This is a genomic window from Verrucomicrobiia bacterium (genome assembly GCA_036268055.1).
In the GTDB taxonomy this organism is placed as follows: domain Bacteria; phylum Verrucomicrobiota; class Verrucomicrobiia; order Limisphaerales; family Pedosphaeraceae; genus DATAUW01.
In genome coordinates, this window is the sequence record DATAUW010000041.1 from 209639 (window position 1) to 228092 (window position 18454).

Annotated in this window: 16 protein-coding genes and 1 tRNA gene; 7 read left to right on the plus strand and 10 right to left on the minus strand. The window is 54.0% G+C overall.

The features are described from left to right. Positions 1-1590 (plus strand): non-homologous end-joining DNA ligase, encoded by a 1590-nt coding sequence (gene ligD, locus VH413_20605; protein ID HEX3801105.1) that lies wholly within the window; start codon positions 1-3, stop codon positions 1588-1590. Further along, positions 1587-2510: a non-homologous end-joining DNA ligase gene (gene ligD / locus VH413_20610; GenBank protein HEX3801106.1), complete on the plus strand. Its 924-nt coding sequence runs from the start codon at positions 1587-1589 to the stop codon at positions 2508-2510. The genes ligD (VH413_20605) and ligD (VH413_20610) overlap by 4 nt, the downstream gene beginning before the upstream one ends. A gap of 147 nt (positions 2511-2657) precedes the next feature. Here ligD (VH413_20610) and VH413_20615 read toward each other — a convergent pair. Further along, positions 2658-2746, minus strand: a tRNA-Ser gene (locus VH413_20615). 392 nt (positions 2747-3138) lie between these two features. Between VH413_20615 and VH413_20620 the strand changes: the two genes are divergently transcribed. Next, positions 3139-3312, plus strand: a complete 174-nt coding sequence (locus tag VH413_20620; GenBank protein HEX3801107.1) for a hypothetical protein — start codon at positions 3139-3141, stop codon at positions 3310-3312. Positions 3313-3318: 6 nt separating this feature from the next. Here VH413_20620 and VH413_20625 read toward each other — a convergent pair whose 3' ends face one another. Further along, on the minus strand, positions 3319-3636 hold the full coding sequence (locus VH413_20625) for a hypothetical protein (GenBank protein HEX3801108.1): 318 nt from the start codon (positions 3634-3636) through the stop codon (positions 3319-3321). A gap of 64 nt (positions 3637-3700) precedes the next feature. Here VH413_20625 and VH413_20630 point away from each other — a divergent pair, with 64 nt between their 5' ends. Further along, positions 3701-4423: a hypothetical protein gene (locus tag VH413_20630; GenBank protein ID HEX3801109.1), complete on the plus strand. Its 723-nt coding sequence runs from the start codon at positions 3701-3703 to the stop codon at positions 4421-4423. Positions 4424-4455: 32 nt separating this feature from the next. On the opposite strand, the gene VH413_20635 is transcribed toward VH413_20630, so the two are convergent. The 8 genes from VH413_20635 to VH413_20670 all read right to left on the minus strand — a co-directional run bounded on the left by VH413_20635 (position 4456) and on the right by VH413_20670 (position 14268). Further along, the gene (locus VH413_20635; protein ID HEX3801110.1) at positions 4456-6039 is read right to left on the minus strand and encodes a D-aminoacylase; all 1584 of its coding nucleotides are present in this window, start codon (positions 6037-6039) and stop codon (positions 4456-4458) included. Positions 6040-6107: 68 nt separating this feature from the next. Next, positions 6108-6584 (minus strand): Uma2 family endonuclease, encoded by a 477-nt coding sequence (locus VH413_20640; GenBank protein ID HEX3801111.1) that lies wholly within the window; start codon positions 6582-6584, stop codon positions 6108-6110. Beyond that, positions 6581-9286 (minus strand): excinuclease ABC subunit A, encoded by a 2706-nt coding sequence (locus tag VH413_20645; GenBank protein HEX3801112.1) that lies wholly within the window; start codon positions 9284-9286, stop codon positions 6581-6583. Before VH413_20645 ends, VH413_20640 begins: the two co-directional genes overlap by 4 nt. Before the next feature lie 47 nt (positions 9287-9333). Further along, positions 9334-9690 (minus strand): dihydroneopterin aldolase, encoded by a 357-nt coding sequence (locus tag VH413_20650; GenBank protein HEX3801113.1) that lies wholly within the window; start codon positions 9688-9690, stop codon positions 9334-9336. Positions 9691-9937: 247 nt separating this feature from the next. Then, positions 9938-10090, minus strand: coding sequence for a hypothetical protein (locus VH413_20655; GenBank protein HEX3801114.1), 153 nt, complete (start codon positions 10088-10090; stop codon positions 9938-9940). Between the two features lie 85 nt (positions 10091-10175). After that, on the minus strand, positions 10176-11354 hold the full coding sequence (locus tag VH413_20660; protein ID HEX3801115.1) for a DUF5005 domain-containing protein: 1179 nt from the start codon (positions 11352-11354) through the stop codon (positions 10176-10178). Then, positions 11344-13332, minus strand: a complete 1989-nt coding sequence (locus VH413_20665) for a YjhG/YagF family D-xylonate dehydratase (GenBank protein HEX3801116.1) — start codon at positions 13330-13332, stop codon at positions 11344-11346. Before VH413_20665 ends, VH413_20660 begins: the two co-directional genes overlap by 11 nt. Before the next feature lie 270 nt (positions 13333-13602). After that, complete coding sequence (locus VH413_20670; GenBank protein ID HEX3801117.1) at positions 13603-14268, minus strand: DUF642 domain-containing protein; 666 nt, start codon at positions 14266-14268, stop codon at positions 13603-13605. Positions 14269-14690: 422 nt separating this feature from the next. On the opposite strand from VH413_20670, the gene VH413_20675 reads away from it, so the two are divergent. The 3 genes from VH413_20675 to VH413_20685 all read left to right on the plus strand — a co-directional run bounded on the left by VH413_20675 (position 14691) and on the right by VH413_20685 (position 18360). Continuing rightward, entirely contained in the window at positions 14691-15662 is a 972-nt protein-coding gene (locus VH413_20675) for a chitinase (protein HEX3801118.1), read from the plus strand. A gap of 526 nt (positions 15663-16188) precedes the next feature. Continuing rightward, entirely contained in the window at positions 16189-17598 is a 1410-nt protein-coding gene (locus VH413_20680; protein HEX3801119.1) for a Gfo/Idh/MocA family oxidoreductase, read from the plus strand. Between the two features lie 39 nt (positions 17599-17637). Further along, positions 17638-18360 carry a PEP-CTERM sorting domain-containing protein gene (locus tag VH413_20685; GenBank protein ID HEX3801120.1) on the plus strand — a complete coding sequence of 241 codons (723 nt, stop codon included), beginning with the start codon at positions 17638-17640 and terminating at the stop codon, positions 18358-18360. The last annotated feature ends 94 nt before the right edge of the window (positions 18361-18454 follow it).

Sequence of the window (18454 nt, forward strand, 5' to 3'; positions counted from 1 at the left end):
ATGTCGCTTAAAGAATACAATCGAAAGCGTAACTTTAAAAAAACTGCGGAGCCCGCGGGAAAACTCGCCAGCCAGGCTGGCCACCGGTTTGTCATTCAGAAACACGCGGCATCGAGACTTCATTACGACTTCCGGCTCGAACTGGATGGAACTTTGAAATCGTGGGCGGTTCCAAAAGGTGTCCCATTCGCCAAAGGTGAAAAGCGGCTCGCCGTCGAGGTGGAAGACCATCCCGTCTCGTACATAAATTTTGAAGGCTCGATTCCCAAAGGGCAATATGGCGGAGGAACCGTCATGGTTTGGGACCAGGGAAATTATGAGCCGCTCAGCGAGCATCCGCGCAAGGACCTTGAGAGTGGAAAATTACATTTTGTTTTGCACGGCACAAAACTCGAGGGCGAGTGGTATTTAGTCAGACTAAAAGATGGCAAAAACTGGCTTCTCGTCCGGGGCGGTAGCGACATGAAACCGGTTTCGCACAAACTGGATGACAGTTCGGCCATTTCCGGTCGCACGATGGAGGCGATTGGCAGAAACGGAAAAGTTTGGAACTCCAATCGAAACGATTCGCCGCCGAAGGAATCGAAAGCGTCAAAGAAACCCTCCCCGAAAGCCAGCCATTTCCCCACATTTATTGAGCCGATGAAAGCCCGGCTGTCGGAAAGCCCGCAACCCGGAGACTGGCTTTACGAAATCAAACTCGATGGCTTCCGCGCGGTCGCGTTTAAAAATGGCGATGACGTAAAGCTCCTCTCGCGAAACGAAAAAGATTTCAGCGCCAAGTTCCCTGATGTTTTTGAAGCTGTGAAAGCGTTGCCAACCGGTGACGCTATTTTGGACGGAGAAATCGTAGCTCTGGATCCAAAGGGACGTTCTTCGTTTCAGCTTTTGCAGGCTTACGATTTGGGGCAGGATAAGCCGCCCATCATTTATTATGTTTTTGATCTCCTCCGCTTTGAAGGCAAAGATTTGCAGAAGCTTCCCCTGACGGAACGAAAAGAACTTTTGGCACACGCACTCAAAGGCGCCCCTGCCCTCATACGCGAATCCGCTTCGCTCAACGGAAACGTAAAAAAATTGTTAAAGCAGGCCCAAAAATTGGGAATTGAGGGACTCATTGGCAAACGGCCCGATTCCACCTACGAAGCCGGACGCCGAAGCGGCGACTGGATAAAATTAAAACTTCATCAGGAACAAGAGATGGTCATCGGGGGCTTCACGGAACCCGAAGGGGCCCGGCATTATTTTGGTTCGCTCGTTATCGGATATTACGACAAAGGAACATTATTATGCTCCGGCAAAGTCGGAACCGGTTTCAACGACACGCTTTTGAAATCGCTCGCCGAGCAATTTAAATCCATCCCTTCCAAAGAATGCCCTTTCGCAAATTTGCCAGAAAAAAGTTCTGGTCGTTATGGTGCGGGAATTACAGTGGCGGAAATGAAAAGGTGTCGCTGGTTAAAACCTAAACTGGTCTGCCAGATAAAATTTTCTGAATGGACGCGCGACGGAAAATTGCGTCAGCCAGTTTTTCTTGGACTGCGCGAGGACAAATCCGCAAAAGAAGTGGTAAGGGAAAAAGCTTCATGACGGCTCAAGCAACCGAACTCGAAGTAGGCGGCGTCGCGGTCAAGGTATCCAACCTCGATAAAGTTTTTTATCCCAAAACGGGATTCACCAAGGGTGAAGTGATTGATTACTACATCCGAATTTCCCATTACCTTCTGCCGCATTTAAAGAATAGACCTATCATGCTCAAGCGTTATCCGAACGGCGTGGAAGGTTTTTTCTTTTACGAAAAACGCTGTCCGTCCAGCCGGCCCAAATGGGTGCAAACCACGAAAGTTTCCAAATCCGATGGCGGGGACATTGATTATTGTGTGATGAACGACCTGCCGACGCTGGTGTGGGCGGCCAATCTGGCGGATTTGGAACTCCACACTTTTCTGCATAAGGCAACTAACCTCGATCGCCCCACGGCACTTGCCTTTGACCTCGATCCCGGTCCGCCAGCCGATATTTTGACCTGCTGCAAAGTTGCGCTTCATTTAAAATCCATTTTTGATTCCTTGAAGCTTGAGAGCTTTCCCAAAACATCCGGTTCAAAAGGAATGCAGATTTACGTGCCGATCAATACCAATGTTTCCTACGAAAACACCAAAACCTTCGCGCACGAACTCGCCCTGCTGATGGAACGGGAATTTCCCGACCTCGTCGTTTCGCAGATGAACAAAGCCCTCCGCAAGGGCAAGGTGTTCATGGATTGGAGTCAAAACGATTCAAAAAAAACCACCGTAAATGTTTATTCTCTCCGGGCGAAGGAACACCCCACCGTTTCTACGCCGCTCCTATGGAACGAAATCGAATCGGCGCTAAAAAAGAAAAAAGCGCTATCATTGATCTTTGAAGCCTCCGATGTTTTAAAACGAGTTGAAAAAAACGGAGACCTGTTTTCTCCCGTTTTGACCTTGAAACAAAAACTTCCCGCCGTTCGGTCGCTTGATAAATAAATAATGAAGGACGCGACGTATGGAGATAGTTGCGGGTAATTTGCCTAATACCAGAACATCCGCGTAGACGGTGCTACAGAAGAAATAAAAGCCACACGCAAAAGAAAATTTTTGGGCCCAGCAGATATGCAAGCCATTGATGATCAATGGCGGAGAGAGAGGGATTCGAACCCACGGTACTGTTTAGGTACTCACGCTTTCCAGGCGTGCGCCTTAAACCACTCAGCCATCTCTCCGACAGATGGGTTAATGTGACGAATGTTTGGATTTGGCGCAATGTTTTTTCCGCAACCGGCGGTATATAACGCCATCTTAACACACTTCGGACTGCGCGCACCCCGTCCCCGTGAATGGACTACGCGCTTCGTTCCAGAAAAAAAATTCCCCGCCACACGAACTTATCCGAACTTATCCGAACTTAAGCGAGCCAACGCGAACTTTTCCATCCTTTTGGCTCGCTTCGCAGTCGAACTTATCCGGACTCCCGATCCGTTCGGCAATTTTTGCCGGTCGTGCGACGCCCATGAAGGTTTTTGATGTCCTCTCTCCGATTTCTCCTTTATGTCAAAGAACCGCCTCACTTAAGCACATCCGAAAGCCATTTGCAAATTGCTATATTCACTTGCCTTTGATACGAACAACTGCGATGCACGATCACGCGCAGAACTTCATGGCACTTCCTACGCGCGATGATATTAATGTTCACGACTCACTGGATGAGCGTTCCGCGTGTGAACATTTCTTCGGCAAGACTTTGGAAGGCGCAGAGACTCTCTTCCGCGAGAATTCGCTTTATTATTAGGAAGACTTAAGGTTCATGGGGATTCGTGCTTTTCGATTCTATGTCCACGCCGCCATCAATTACATTCAGAGCGACGCGGCCAATGGCGATTCTGATTTCATAAATTGCTTCGCTGGCATCCTTGAACACCGTGCGGAGTATGAGGGTACAGAGTTGCGTCCAGTCGCCGGGCATCTGGCGATCATCTGTGGCTATGTCGTGGATCGCTATGATAAGTTCGACCTGGCTGCTGAGATTTACGGTGACGCCCGCCCTCGGTTTCAGGCGATGCAAAAGTTCTTTTTGCGGCTGGCTGGACAGAAAAAATGAAGCTTGAAACGCCATTTTTCATAACTACTGAAATATTATCCTCAAACTGGGAAAAACGGCAGCGGTATATCCTCATCGCATGACGCGAAGCCTGCTTCATCAAATTCACCGATGGTTCGCCGTTGGTATCTTCCTGGCTGAGGCACTGAGTTGCCCGGCACAAACTTGGATTCAATGGAAGACAGAAGCCGGCGGAAACAATCATTACTATGCGCTGACACCTATCGCCACTAATTGGACCGCCGCGCAAGCTCTGGCCGTTTCTTGGGGCGGCACCTTGGCGACGATCACCAGTTCCAACGAACAAGCGTTCATTAATAATACTTTTCTAACTGGAAAATTCGAGCATCTGCCGCTTTGGATCGGACTTACCAGTCCGCTGCAAAAAGGTCTTTTCTCGGGAAAGCTGGGACCGATTGATTTGCAGATCGGCATCCATTCCCAAGCGAACTTCCGCTGGGTAACCGGCGAACCATTTTCGTTCAGTAACTGGAAGCCCGGCGAACCGAGCAATACCCCACCGGGCGAAAATTACGTAGTGATCAACTGGGAAAATTCGGACACGCCACCTCGCGGCGTCAAAGGCGATTGGAATGACACTCCCGTCAATGGCACTTCCGGCTACGGTGGAAAAACCGATGGCCCGTATTTCGGTTTGGTCGAACGCGAGACAGATCCAAGCCAGCCGCCGCCTTGGGTTGGTAAAAAAGCCGCGTTTTATTTGGCCGCCATCTTGGCTTTGATAATCGCCATTCTTATCTATTTCTCCCGCCCAAAACGGCGCGCATCATCCTCGCCCTGATTTGACCAGACACGCACCATTGCCAGCGGCCCTCACTCTTTATTCGCTACGTGACGCAAAGCCATTCCCGGCATGGCGCCCGTGTCCTCGTCATTACTGATGACCTCCATACCGTTGACCAACACATAGGGAATGCCCGTGGGATAATGATGCGGATCTTTATAGGTCGCGTGGTCCTGGACTTTATCAGGATCAAAAATCGTTATGTCCGCCCAGTTGCCTTCGCGTATTTGCCCGCGATCTTTAAAACGAAATGTCTGCGCGGGCAACGTGGTCATCCGCCGAATGGCATCCTCCAAATGGAGGACATGCAGATCACGCACGTAACGCGCCAGGATGCGGGCGTTGTTCCCGTAGCCACGCGGATGCGGCACACCGACGCCGAATTCGCGCAAGCCGCTGTCGCAGGCGATCATCGTGTTCGGACTTTGCAGAAAATGTTGCAAGTCATCTTCGTTCATTCCGTGAAAAACCCCCTGCGCGCCGCCGTGCGCTTCGATGTCCAAAATCGTTTCGATCTGATCATCGAGCGATTCCGCGCCGCGCCGAAGCTTGGCTGCTTCAACGATGTTCAAGCCATTCAGATTCGTGTCATGCGCATAATAAGCGACAACCGCGTACTCATAATTCGTCCGCGCATTCCCCGCCAAATGCTTTTTCATTTCCTCGACGATGCCCGCTTTCAATTCGGGATTGCCGACGCGTTCCAAAAACTTTTTGTGTCCGCCTTCGCGCGCCGTATCGGGCACTAATTGGCTGATGCCTGTGCTCGAAGCGGTATAGGCGTATTGATCTTGCGTGATGTCGAGTCCTTCGGCGCGCGCGGCGGCGATGGCTTCGAGCACCTTGTCGGTCTGATGCCACGAAGCGTTGCCGGAAAGTTTGATGTGCGAAATCTCGGCACGAATATGCGCCTCGCGCGCGATGCGAAATAGCTCGTTAAGCGAATCAAAAATGTTCGTTCCCTCATCGCGCATGTGGCTCGTGTAAATACCGTCGTAAGCCGACACCACCTTCGCCAACTCCACAATTTCCTCGGTCTTCGCAAATGTCCCGGGCAAATAAATGAGTCCGGTGGACATGCCGACCGCGCCATCCTTCATCGCCTGTTCGACCATCGCTTTCATCTGGTCTATCTCAGAAGCATTCGGCGGACGCATAAAAGAACCGCCCATTACCTTTCCGCGCACCGTGCCGTGGCCGATGAGTGAAGCCACATTCACCGCGACATGTTTGGCTTCGATGTCACTGAACAATTTACCGATGTTGTCCGCCGATCCGCCGCAATTTCCTACCACAATCGTCGTCACGCCCATGCGCACAAAATTTTCCGCGCGCGGCATTTCGGCCACGTCGTCCGCATGCGTGTGAACGTCAATGAATCCCGGCGCAACAATCAACCCCTTGGCATCAATCTCTTTTTTTGCATCGCCAGTGATTCGTCCGATTGCGGCAATGCGGCCATTGGTTATCCCAACATCGGCAAAGAAAGCCGGATTGCCCGTGCCATCAATTACACGTCCATGACGGATGACCACATCATAGCTTTCCGCGGTCGCGAGCATGGGAAGCAGCACAGCCGCAAAAGTGAAAATCAACCGGAAGCAATACTTCATCGCGAAACGATACCAAGGTCTTGCATGGACACCAGCCGATTAATAACTAGTAACTCGTTGCGAGTAACTCACTCCCCTGCCCTGAATAACTCCGAGATACGATACGCAAACGACGGCAGCAAGGCTTCCGTCAACACGTCCTGGAGCGCCAGGATTTGTTTCAACACCATTCCATGCTCGCCGCCGTGGTATATCTCCACGTTGTCATAACGCGGGTCCACCATCCACAAACGCGGCAAGCCGGTTTCTTCATAAATCGCTTTCTTGAGAACGGTGTCGGCATGATGGTCGCCGGAATTGATGACCTCGGCCGCGAGCCAAAGTTTATTCGTCGCCGTCGTGACCAGCGCAAGGTCGGGGCGCAACTTCGTGCCGCGTGTAACTTCCACCAGCGAGCGCATCGGCAATAATTTTGCGACCATCGCATCGGTGAGATTCGCCGCCATGCGCTCATGGAGACGCTCGCAGATTTGCTCGTGGCGAGACCCGGGCGGGAGACGCAAAGACAATTCGCCGTCCAGGATTTCCTCGTAGGGGTCGCTCATGTTCCGGACAGGAAGCTACGCAGAAACCGCCCGGTATGCGAGCGTTTGTTGCGCGCCACTTCCTCCGGCGTGCCTTCGGCCACGATATTTCCACCGGCCGCGCCGCCTTCCGGTCCCAGATCAATCACCCAATCTGCTTCCGCGATCAAATCCAGATTATGCTCGATCACAATGACCGAATGTCCCGCATCCACGAGCCTTTGCAACACTTCCACCAGCCGCCGCACGTCGGCGATGTGCAAACCAATCGTCGGCTCCTCCAGGATGAATAAATTATGCTTCGGGAATCGCTCAAATAAATCCGGCTCGCGCAAGCCCGAAAGCAAATGCGACACCAACTTGACCCGCTGCGCTTCGCCGCCACTAAGTGTGGGACTGGTCTGACCGAGTTTTAAATATCCCAAGCCGGTGTCACACAACGCCTGCAAGGGACGCTTGAGTTTCGCGAACGCGGAGAAAAATTCGAGCGCCTCATCCACCGATAACTCCAGCACTTCGGCGATATTTTTTCCCGAGAATTGGATGTCGAGCGTTTCGCGGTTAAAGCGTGAGCCATTGCACACCTCGCAACGCACGAACGCCGGCGGCAGAAAATTCATTTCCAGTTTGATCGTGCCCGCGCCTTCGCATTGCGGACAACGCCCCTGCGCGCTGTTGAAGGAAAATCGGCTCGGCGAATATCCCCGCAAACGCGCCTCGGGAATTTGCGCGAAGAGCTGGCGAATTACGTCGAAAAAACCGACATAGGTCGCGGGAATAGAGCGCGGCGTGCGGCCAATCGGCGATTGATCCACTTCATAAACCGCCTGAATATGTTCCTGGCCGGAAAGATTGGGACTCGCGTTTTTTGATTTGCGATTTTTTACCGCGGTCTGCACGGCAGGCAACAAACATTCGCGAATCAAGGTGCTCTTGCCCGAACCGCTCACGCCGGTAACGACCACCAGCCGGTTCAACGGGAATTGAACCGTAAGATTTTTTAAGTTGTTCGTGCTGGCATTTCGCAAAGTCAGCCACTGGTTTGGACTCGCCGCTTCAGGAAGCGTTTCCAGCGCGCGTTTCGCCTTGCGGCTTTTCAAAATGGAATCGCCACCGTCGGAATCCGCCGTAACCGGGCGGCGTTTTCCGCGGGCAGGAAAACTTTTCTTCGCGCGCAACGATTGGCCGGTGATGGAATCCGGATGCCGCATCAGCTCGGCCAGCGTGCCGCTGGCGACAACCGTGCCGCCGTTCACTCCCGCGCCCGGTCCGAGATCAATGATGTAATCGGCGCGGCGCATGGTTTCCTCGTCGTGCTCCACCACGACCACCGAATTGCCGCGCTCCTTCAACGATTGCAAGGCGCTGAGCAGTTGTTCGTTGTCACGCGCGTGCAAGCCAATCGTCGGTTCGTCGAGCACATACAAAACACCGCTGAGATTTGAGCCTAACTGGGCTGCGAGGCGGATGCGCTGCGTCTCGCCGCCAGAAAGCGTCGGCATGCTGCGGCCCATTTGGAGATAGCCCAGGCCGACCTCGCCGAGAAATTTCAAACGCTCGCCGATCTCCGGCAAAATATCACGCGCGACAACTGCCGACCGTCCCGTGAATTTTAATTTCGCAAAAAATTCTCGCGCGGCAGAAACCGGCATCGTGGAAAAATCGTCTATGTTCGGCATCACCTTCGGGCTGATGACCAATCGCACCGCGCGCGCCACGGGATTCAAGCGCGCGCCCTGGCAATCCGGGCAAAGTTCGCGTTTGCCCTCCTGCCATTCGTACCACGATTCCTCGATGGCATCCGCGCGCGCGCCGCGTTCGACATCCGGCAGATAAAATAATTCGCCAAAGCCGCGGCACTTCGGACACCAGCCTTGCGACGAATTGTAACTAAACATTTTCGGGTCGAGCGTCTCGAACGACCGGCTGCACTTCGGGCAGGCGCGCTCAGTGGAATGCACGGAAACCTTGCCGTGATTGTCGAGCGCAAACACCGTGCCGCGCCCAAGTTTCAAAGCTTCATCAATCAACAGTTGAGGAGATTTTTCGCCATTGGCCTTTTTGTCGAGGACGCCGACGACGATCTCAACATCATGTTCCCGAAAACGGTCCAATCGCAGGCGTTCGCCCGTCGAATAAATTTTCCCGTCCGCGCGCACTTCGGCGTAGCCATGTTTAGCGGCCCATTCCGCGACATCGGTATGGAAACCTTTGCGATTGCGCACCACCGGCGCGAGCAGCAAAAGATCGCCGCGCTTTTTTATTTCCTGCTTGAGATGCGCGCCCAGTTGATCGCGCGTTTGCGCTTCAACCGGGAGATTGCAGTCCGGGCAATATTGCGTGCCAAGGCGGGCGAACAGCAAACGGATGAAATGATAAATTTCCGTGACGGTCGCCACCGTGCTCTTGCCACCGCCGCGCGTGTTGCGCTGCTCGATGCTGACGGTCGGCGGAATGCCGGTGATCAAGTCCACGTCCGGCCGCGCGAGTTGCTCCACGAATTGGCGCGCATAAACATTCATGGAATCCAGGAAGCGCCGCTGGCCCTCGGCAAAAAGCAGGTCGAACGCCAGCGTGCTTTTCCCCGAACCGCTCACGCCGGTGATGACGACGAATTGATTGCGGGGAATGTCGAGCGAGAGATTTTTTAAATTATGCTCGCGCGCGCCGTGGATGCGGATGGCTTCGCCGGTCTCGGAAAAATCGCTGGAATCTTTAAACACATCGGCAAAATAACACCGGCGCGTTATTCCGCAAACGTCTTTACGAATCAGAATGCCTGGCGCTGTCCCGTCCAGATGACGGACACGTAACGCGCCTGGGGGATGGGAAATTTTTTGATCTCCACGAACACGGCATCAGGGGAAAATTTTGTCAGCACGAGATGGCCGAGGCCGGCGGCGATTTTCTCAATCAATTTCCATTCGCGCCCGACACCATATTTTTTGATTTCCTGGATAACTTCGGCATAGTCAATCGTTCGGTCGGGACGGTCCGATTGGGCGGCGCGCGAAATGTCGTAGGACATATCCACGCTCATCAGCAGCCGCTGTGGATTGATGCGTTCCTCGTCCGGCACACCCACGTGCCAAAAAACTTCCAGATCAACAATGGTGATATTAGACATGCCTTAAAATCATGGGGAAAACTTACGAAAGACGCTTCCTGGCTCTGATACGCAGACACGAACCGCTGGCAACATTTTCCATTCTTTCATTTGTGAAACAGGATTGTCACACGCATACGATGATTGTCGAGCCGGAATTTGATTGGTTTCGATGGAAGATACCATTCGGACAAAATTTTGGGCACCCACTAAAAACAAAAAGGCACTGGCCGTTAAACCAGTGCCTTTCGGAACAAGCTAAAAAAGCTTACGCTTTGAATTTGCGGCGGACGAGTGCGAGACCGGCCAGCGCAGCGCCGAGCAGCGGCATCGTGGAGGTCGCGTCCGGAGCAGCGCCGACATCAACGCTGATGGATTCAAAACTACGGGCAAATAACCGTAAATAAAGGTGTTGAAGCATTTTTTTAGACGCCAAAAAATGTGTAAAGCAGTCTGACGTTTTTTGCAAATGTAGAATGAAGTCGCTTCTTCCCGCCAGGAATCCATCAAGGAATCGCATCGAACTTAACGCGCACAAATTTCGGGAAATAGATCCGGGCGTCATTGACCATTTTACCAAAATCTGAGGAATTACAGACGTAACTCACAATTAATTCATCATCCGCCCGGGAAAGCTCCGGGTGCGCCTTCGCCGCGTAACAAAAGTAAGTCTTGTCCCATCCCGTCTCGGGCGTGCGGTAAATAACCGTTGGTTCGCTCCAGGGACCGACCGGACTTACGGCACTGCGCAGCATGATTTTTTCAGACAAGCCGTTCTCCGTGTAAACCAGAACGTAGCGCTTGAATCGCGGTAGATACGAAACCGAAAGTTCCGCTCCGAGATGATCGGCCAGCCGCGAAGCCTGATGAAAATCCGATTGCCATTTTCCATCGGCGTAAAATTCCCAGGCCGAAAAATTTTCCAATGAGCCTTCTTTCACACGGCCCACGAGCAAATAACGGTTATGCGCCTTTCGGTCGAACTCAAGACCATAGATATATATGAAGCCGTCCGCGCGCACCATCGGCATGCCGAAAACTTTTTCGCTTCCACCTTTGTCATACTCGGCCCACGGAATTTTAATCTGTTCAATTCGCCATTCCGAAGGTTGGGCGCTGACGTTGGTAATTTTGGCCATCGTCATTCCCGACGCTTTAAAACCCCACACCGAATTATCACCCGGCCGATTGATGATGCGGCTCGCAAAAAGATAAAGCCCGTCGTCCGTCTGAATGCCGCCATGCGTCAGCCAAAAATAGCCGACGTGATCCGCCGTCTCGATAAATGCGGCGGGCAAGTAACCATGAAGACCATGAAAAAAATTTACGCGCGCCGTTTCGGGATTCAATCCCTCCTGAATCGCGATCGTGTTATGCACCATCTTCGACTCTCCGCTGCGGCGTCCCTCGCAGATCGAACCGATCCACGAATCACCGAACAGCCACAGCACATTGCCATCGCGCAACGGCACCGACGCCGCCACATCCCCGCCCACCCAGTCACTTTCCTGGTAAAACAGGCGATTGTAATCCTGCGCTGGTTCCACGGTGAAAGAAATATTTGAGCGCGGTGTTTCAGCGATCGGCGGCTGGGCCACTTGAGCCGTGACGATACAATCAAAACTAAAAATCAGCGCCGCCGAAAAACATCCACGAATATTTCGCGCCCAAAAATTATTTTTCATCTGCGCCTCCATTTTTTTCGCGGCTGTTTAATCCTGCTTCAATAACTTCAACGATTCGTTCCGCGTCGAACACGCATCCACCCCACGTGCCGCCGCTGGCGCTTTGCAACGCCGCCCAAATGCGCGTGTCGTCCGGCAATTTCGCGTTTGGCGCCAGGCCCGGATGCGCCGGCCGCTCGGACAGAATTTTAGCGCCTTCTTCCGGCGAAAATTTTCTTTCGCCATCGCCGATCAAATCAACGCTCGCGCTCAAATTATTTCGATCCACCAAAATTCGGATGACATCGCCATCGCGGACTTTGCCGATCGGCCCACCCGCGAGCGCCTCGGGTCCAATGTGGCCGATGCACGCGCCCGTGGAAACCCCGGAAAACCGCGCGTCCGTAAGCAGCGCGACGTGTTTGCCGAACGGCAAATATTTCAACGCCGAAGTCACTTGATATGTTTCCTCCATGCCCGTGCCCATCGGGCCGATGCCCGCCAGCACCATCACATCGCCAGCTTGGATGCGATTCTGTTTGATGGCCGCAATCGCCGCCGCCTCGCTCGTGAACACACGCGCGAGTCCTTCCTTGCGATAAACTCCATCGGCATCCACGACGGAAGGATCAATCGCCGCGCTTTTGATCACGGAGCCATCAGGCGCAAGATTGCCGCGAGGAAAAGCCATCGTGCTCGTGAGCCCGCGCGCGCGCGCCTTTTCTGGCGGCAGAATAACCTCGTCGGCGTCCACGCCGTCCTGCTCGCGCAAGCGTTCGCGAAAACGCTGGCGGCGCTCAGAAGTTTCCCACGCGGCCAGCACTTCGCCAAGCGTGCTTCCACTCACTGTCAGCACACTCGTATCGAGCAGATTCATCCGGTTCAAGTGCAACATGACTTCAGGCACGCCACCCGCGAGAAAAACTCGCACCGTCGGATGATGCACCGGCCCATTGGGCAGCACGCTCACAAGGCGCGGCGTGCGCCGATTCACTTCTACCCAATCCTCGACCGTTGGACGACGTAAACCCGCCGCGTGCGCTATCGCCGGAATGTGCAGCAATAAATTCGTCGAACCGCCAAACGCCGCGTGCACCACCATCGCATTGCGAATGCTCGCGTCATTCAGAACATCGCCAAGTTTGATACCACGACGCTCCATTTCAACCAACGCTTGCGCCGAGCGAGTCGCCATTTCAAGCCACACCGCCTGGCCCGATGGCGCAAGCGCGGTGTGCGGCAGCGAAAGTCCCAATGCTTCTCCGACGACTTGCGATGTCGCGGCCGTTCCCAGAAATTGACAACCACCACCCGGCGAACCACATGCGCGACAACCGAGATCAGCGGCTTCTTCCAACGAAATCATTCCGTGCGCAAATCGCGCGCCCAGAGTTTGCACCGCGCCCGCGTCTTCACCGTTCGCGGGTGGAAGCGTCACGCCGCCCGGAACGAGAATGCCCGCGAGTTCGCGCATTCCCGCAAGGGCCATCATCATCGCCGGCAAACCTTTGTCGCACGTGGCGACGCCCATCACGCCGCAACGCATAGGCAGCGAGCGGGCGAGCCGCCGAAAAATTTGCGCGGCGTCATTGCGATACGGCAAGCTGTCGAACATGCCGGTCGTGCCCTGCGTGCGGCCATCACATGGGTCGGAACAATACGCGGCGAAAGGAATCGTTCGCAGCCGCCGCAATTCCCGCGCCGCCGCTTCCACCAGCAAACCAATCTCCCAATGCCCCGTGTGATACCCCAGCGCGATCGGTTTGCCATCCGGCGCGCGCAGGCCGCCTTGCGTGCTGAGAATCAAAAATTGTTTGCGTCCGAATTCCGCCGGGTCCCAACCCATGCCGGCATTTTGCGTCAACCCAAATAAATTTCCGCTCGGCTGGCTGAGCAGCATGTCCGCATCGAGCGGCAACGCACCCGCCGGACCGCTGGCCCGCGTCTGCACGTCGTAAATGTGCGGAGCGGCCGGGGGAAAAAGCGGACTTGTGTTCATCTGAAAGATTGAACCACCGCCGGCGCGGGAGACAAAGTAAATTTGCGGAGCGCACACATAGGGCGCATCCGCCTTTTCCCGGAGAGCATACGCGCCCTCGCGTGTGCTGACGGGCGCCCTCGCCCGTCAGTCCGGTTGAGGTAATCATTGGCATAGGAAAAGATGTGGCCTGCGAGGGCCAGCCACTGCACGCGAGGGCGCGTGCGCACTCCGGTCAAAACAAAAAACCCCGGAAGCTCGCGGCCTCCGGGGTTCTGTTATACAAATCAATTATTTGCGAAATTTGCGGCGGGCGAAACCGATCAGACCGAGCGCCGCCGTGATTTCAGCCGACCAGCCAGTCGCGTCGGGAGCGCCGGCGTTCGGATTCCCGTTATCTTCCACGTCGAAATTATCCACGATGAACTGGTTATCGTTGTTACCAGACTCGGGCGTTTCCTGGATCTCCAGGCGAAGCGTATCGCCCGTGCCCGTGAAGCCCGCGCTCACGCTTTGCACAGTGAGGTCCGGCACAGCCGTGGGATCATAAAGGCCATTGAACAAAACCGCCGAAGTCGTCTGATCTGTGACCGTGATATGCAGGAAGCTTCCCGGAGCATCAACCTGCCAGGTTTCCCAGTTGAACGTCAAATTATACAGATTGCCGAGCGCGCTGGTAAAATCCTGATACAACTGGGCATTGTGACCATTGAAGCCTTCGCTGTCCGTGTTCACGCTGTAAACCCCGCTGATGGTAGGATACGCATTGGCGACGGACGAATGCAAAGTCACTTCCGTTCCCGGCGTAATCGTCCATCCCGGAATGTCATTCTGTCCGGACAGGAACGTGGCGCCGTTCGCTGGGTTCGCATTAGGCTCCGCCTCAAAGCCGCCATTTACGAGCACATCCGCGCGCGCAGCGGAAATGGTCAATGCCGAGGTGATTACCGCGGCCACAATTTGAAGTTTTCGTGTAGTCATGTGGAATGTGTTAGTTGTTCTTGCCCGTGATTTTCCCCCAAACAACAGCGGGATTAGAATACAGAAAGCAGCCGCCATGCCTAAAATTCGCCAAAATATATGTAAATATAAACCATTTATAATTAACACTTTGTAAATTTTAACCCTCATATTCTCACAATAGCGAAGATAAAAAAATCGTAAACAAAGCCGACGCGGTATTTTCTCATTCGCGATTATCTTTTTCATCCCCAATATCTTACAAATAATCTGCGACCTGTCGCCAATCTTAACAAGACCGCCCAGGTCCGTAGCCCATTTTTCTCCTCGCTACACTCACAAGAATTTGCCACAACTCCCTTATGACTTTTGAATCAAATATTTCCGCATCACAGCGTCAAACATCGTCACAAACCAGCATGCTAAAAAATATCATGTCTCTCGGCGCGATTGCCTGCGCGATTTTGCTCCACCCCTTGCATGCCAACGCCGAATGGCCCGCCCGCATCTTCGCGCCATATATGTATCTGGGCTCCGGCGATAAATTCCAACTCACCGCCTGCGACGATGCCTGTGGTCAAAAATTTTATACCCTCGCTTTTATCACTTCCGACAAAACCAACAATCCCGCCTGGGACGGCCGCATCGGCATGGACCAAAATCGTTACGCCGACCAGATCGCCGGCATCCGCAGCCGCGGCGGCGATGTCATCCTCTCCTTTGGCGGCGAGGCCGGCCGGGAATTGGCCATCGCGGAAACCAACGCCACCACCTTGCAGGAAAAATATCAGGCCGTCATTGATCAATACAAACTGACCTGGCTCGATTTCGACATCGAAGGCAAGGCGCTCAGAAACACCGCCGCCAACCAGCGTCGCAACGCCGCGCTCGCCAAAATCCAGGCCGCGAATCCCAAAATAATTATCTCCTACACCTTGCCCGTGGATCCCAACGGCATCTCCGAAGCCTCCCAGCGAATGCTCGCCGACGCAAAAATCCAAAACGTAAAAGTCCACTCCGCCGACCTCATGATCATGGATTATGGCTCCCACTTTTCCGCCGAAAAAAGGATGAGCGACGTTTCCATCGCCAGCGCCATCAAAGCGCACGAACAATGCGCGGTCATTGATCCCTCCATTCAAATCGGCCTGTGCGCCATGATCGGCAAAAACGACGAACCCGGCGAACTCTTCTCGCTCGATGACGCCACCGCCCTGATGACCTGGGCCAAAACCCAACCGTGGGTTTGCAGCGTATCCTTCTGGTCCATCAATCGCGACACCGGCAACAAACCCACCGTCGGCAAACGCGGCAGCAGCAACATCAACAGCGGCATCGAACAAAACCCCTGGGCCTTCAGCAAAATTTTCCAAACCTTCGCGCAACCATAAAAATTTGACTCAACAATCATAACGGCAAGGTCTCATCTCCTTTCCGCAAAGCCCCGCAGGGACAACCGATATCCTAACGCAAGGTAGGGCTGCGCTGCCGCGCAGCCGTCCGAAGTCCCGCAGGGACGACAGACCTTAGCCCAGCAATTTATTGCTGGGTCTCAAGCCGATTTCAAACCAAGTCCCGTCAGCAACGAAAGAATTTAGCAATCTAACAAGTGCGCTCCCTTGTTAATGCCCATCGCCAACCCAACTCACTCCGACCCTCTCTCCCCACGACCACGTAGGGAGCCGGAGAGAGGGGCGTCTTATCCAATAACCATCGCATAAAATACCAAGGCAAAGGCGAAGCCTCCGGTCCATCCCCCGCGTGCATCAAATATTCTCCTACATTTTATTTAAGATGGAGTTTACAGGGGAGGCCCAAACTGTTAATTGTGATTCGAACACCAGAGCTAAAAAGTCGTCTGCGACTTTACGTCCCCTGATTTGCCGGAATTCCGGCGTGCGGATTGAAATAAATATTATGAATGACTCTGCTTTTAAGACCAAGGTGACCCGTCGGAAATTCCTCGCTGCTGCGGGCGCGGCGATAGCAATGCCGACCATTATCCCATTGAGCGCGCTCGGACGCGGCGGGAAAACGGCGCCGTCAGAACGCGTGACGGTAGGTGTGGTGGGCTGGGGATGGCAGGGACCGGACGATACGCGCGCCTGCCTGCCTTTGCCGAATTGCCAGGTGGTCGCGGCGTGCGATTTGGACACGGACCATCTGAAGGACGCCCTGGACACGATGAACGGGTTTTACCACAACAAAGATTGCAAAGGGTATCATGATTTTCGCGAAATGATGGCGCGTCCGGACATTGACGCGGTAATACTCGCGGTGCCCGACCATTGGCATGCGTTGGTGGCGATCGAAGCGGCGAATCACAAGAAAGACATTTACGGCGAGAAACCCTTGGCGAAGACGATCACGGAACAGCAGGCGATCGTGCACGCGGTGGAGCGAAATAATCGCATCTGGCAGACGGGTTCGTGGCAGCGTTCGGTCGCGAATTTTCACAAGGCGGCGGAGATCGTGCGCAATGGTTACATCGGCGAGATCACGCACGTGGAAGTGGGCTTGCCTTCGGGACACGCCGACTTTATGAAGACGGGCCAATACACGACGCCCTCGGCGCCGCCGCCGGAATTAGATTATGAAACCTGGATCGGCCCTGCGAAGATGATGCCGTACATCCGCGCGCGCATCCATCGCAACTGGCGGTGGAATTATAATACAGGCGGCGGACAGCTTATGGATTGGATCGGGCATCATTGCGATATCGCGCATTGGGGGATGGACGCGGACAATTCGGGGCCGTACGAAGTGGAGGGTCATGGGGATTTTCCGCCCGAGGATGCCGTGTGGAACACCTGTACTAAATATCGCATCGAATTGAAGTATCCAAAAAATATCACCATGACCATCGCCGGCGGTTATCCGGAAATCCGCAGCGGCACGAAGTGGATTGGCACAGAAGGTTGGGTATGGGTAGATCGCAGCGGATTCGAGGGATCGAAACCGGAATGGAATGATTACAAGGAATTGCCGGAGGAAATGCGCAAGGTGAAGTTGTATTCGTCGAGCAATCACCGGAAAAATTTCATTGATTGTGTGATATCCCGCCAACCGACGATCACGCCGGTGCAGACCGCCCATCATTCGGCAATACCCGGCCACCTCGGCTTGATCTCGATGCTCGTCGGGCGAAAATTGCGCTGGGATGTGGCAAGCGAGCGCATCCTGGATGATCACGAGGCGACCCGGCTGATGGGCCGCCCCTATCGTGCGCCATGGAAACTTCCCGGAAACGGGCCAACTCATCTCGCGCTCTCGCCGAAGCAGATGGCAGAGAAGGCGCGCGGAAATTTCACCGGCATTTCTGATTGACAAATGAACCTGGCCTGACGCACCATAACCTGCGTGAATATGCTTAAAACATTAAAGGGTGGCTCGGTTGTAGTGGCGCTTTTGGGAGGCATGGCTTTTTCGGCTTCCGCACAAGTAACGGGTCTTTACGACCTGAATATTTTCATCGGCAATAATCTGATCGCGAACCAGCTCACGACGGGCGGCTCAGATACGCTCGATACGGTCTTGTTCAACGGCGTGGCCAATGGCTCGACCTTTCAGAGTTATAATACCGCTACCGGCCAGCTCTCGACGGCGTCGGTTTTTAATTCCACAACGGAAACCTGGAGCATTGATTATCCTTTCGCCCCGAATGGCCTGGGCGGCGTTTTCGATTCACCAACTGCGGGAACAGTTCGCTTCAGCGGTAATATCGTAAACATTGATAACCAGGATAATTATTCCTTCAATCCGCCAGTCAATGGCCCGGGAACTTATTTGCTGGCAATGGCGGCTCCGCTCGGAAGCGACAGTGGCAACGGAACCTTTCAGCAGATCGTCGGCCGCAATCCGGTCGCCGGTGAGTCGGTGCAAACCTACGGTCCCCAGGGTGCGATGATCACCACGACTTTTAACGGCTCGACTTGGGACAATGGCACGCCAGGATTGGCAGTCGGTCAGGCGGCGTATTTCACGCTCGGTGCAGCCACTCCCGAACCTTCGACGTATGCGTTGTTCGCGATGGGCGCTGGCTTGCTGGTTTTCACACGCCGGTTTTCATTGTCCCGCTCGCGGTCGTAAATCGCGGTTGCGACGACAAGAGTTTCTCTTTCAAAAAATCATGCGCTCTAAAGGTGCATGATTTTTTTTGTCCGCAGACATTGATCTCCGGCAC

Coding starts and splice junctions, on each gene's coding strand:
- ligD (HEX3801105.1), top strand. CDS start 1: ATGTCGCTTAAAGAATACAATCGAAAGCGTAACTTTAAAAAAACTGCG.
- VH413_20650 (HEX3801113.1), bottom strand. CDS start 9,690: ATGTCTAATATCACCATTGTTGATCTGGAAGTTTTTTGGCACGTGGGT.
- VH413_20625 (HEX3801108.1), bottom strand. CDS start 3,636: ATGGCGTTTCAAGCTTCATTTTTTCTGTCCAGCCAGCCGCAAAAAGAA.
- VH413_20635 (HEX3801110.1), bottom strand. CDS start 6,039: ATGAAGTATTGCTTCCGGTTGATTTTCACTTTTGCGGCTGTGCTGCTT.
- VH413_20660 (HEX3801115.1), bottom strand. CDS start 11,354: ATGAAAAATAATTTTTGGGCGCGAAATATTCGTGGATGTTTTTCGGCG.
- VH413_20665 (HEX3801116.1), bottom strand. CDS start 13,332: ATGAACACAAGTCCGCTTTTTCCCCCGGCCGCTCCGCACATTTACGAC.
- VH413_20675 (HEX3801118.1), top strand. CDS start 14,691: ATGCTAAAAAATATCATGTCTCTCGGCGCGATTGCCTGCGCGATTTTG.
- VH413_20685 (HEX3801120.1), top strand. CDS start 17,638: ATGCTTAAAACATTAAAGGGTGGCTCGGTTGTAGTGGCGCTTTTGGGA.
- ligD (HEX3801106.1), top strand. CDS start 1,587: ATGACGGCTCAAGCAACCGAACTCGAAGTAGGCGGCGTCGCGGTCAAG.
- VH413_20655 (HEX3801114.1), bottom strand. CDS start 10,090: ATGCTTCAACACCTTTATTTACGGTTATTTGCCCGTAGTTTTGAATCC.
- VH413_20640 (HEX3801111.1), bottom strand. CDS start 6,584: ATGAGCGACCCCTACGAGGAAATCCTGGACGGCGAATTGTCTTTGCGT.
- VH413_20630 (HEX3801109.1), top strand. CDS start 3,701: ATGACGCGAAGCCTGCTTCATCAAATTCACCGATGGTTCGCCGTTGGT.
- VH413_20680 (HEX3801119.1), top strand. CDS start 16,189: ATGAATGACTCTGCTTTTAAGACCAAGGTGACCCGTCGGAAATTCCTC.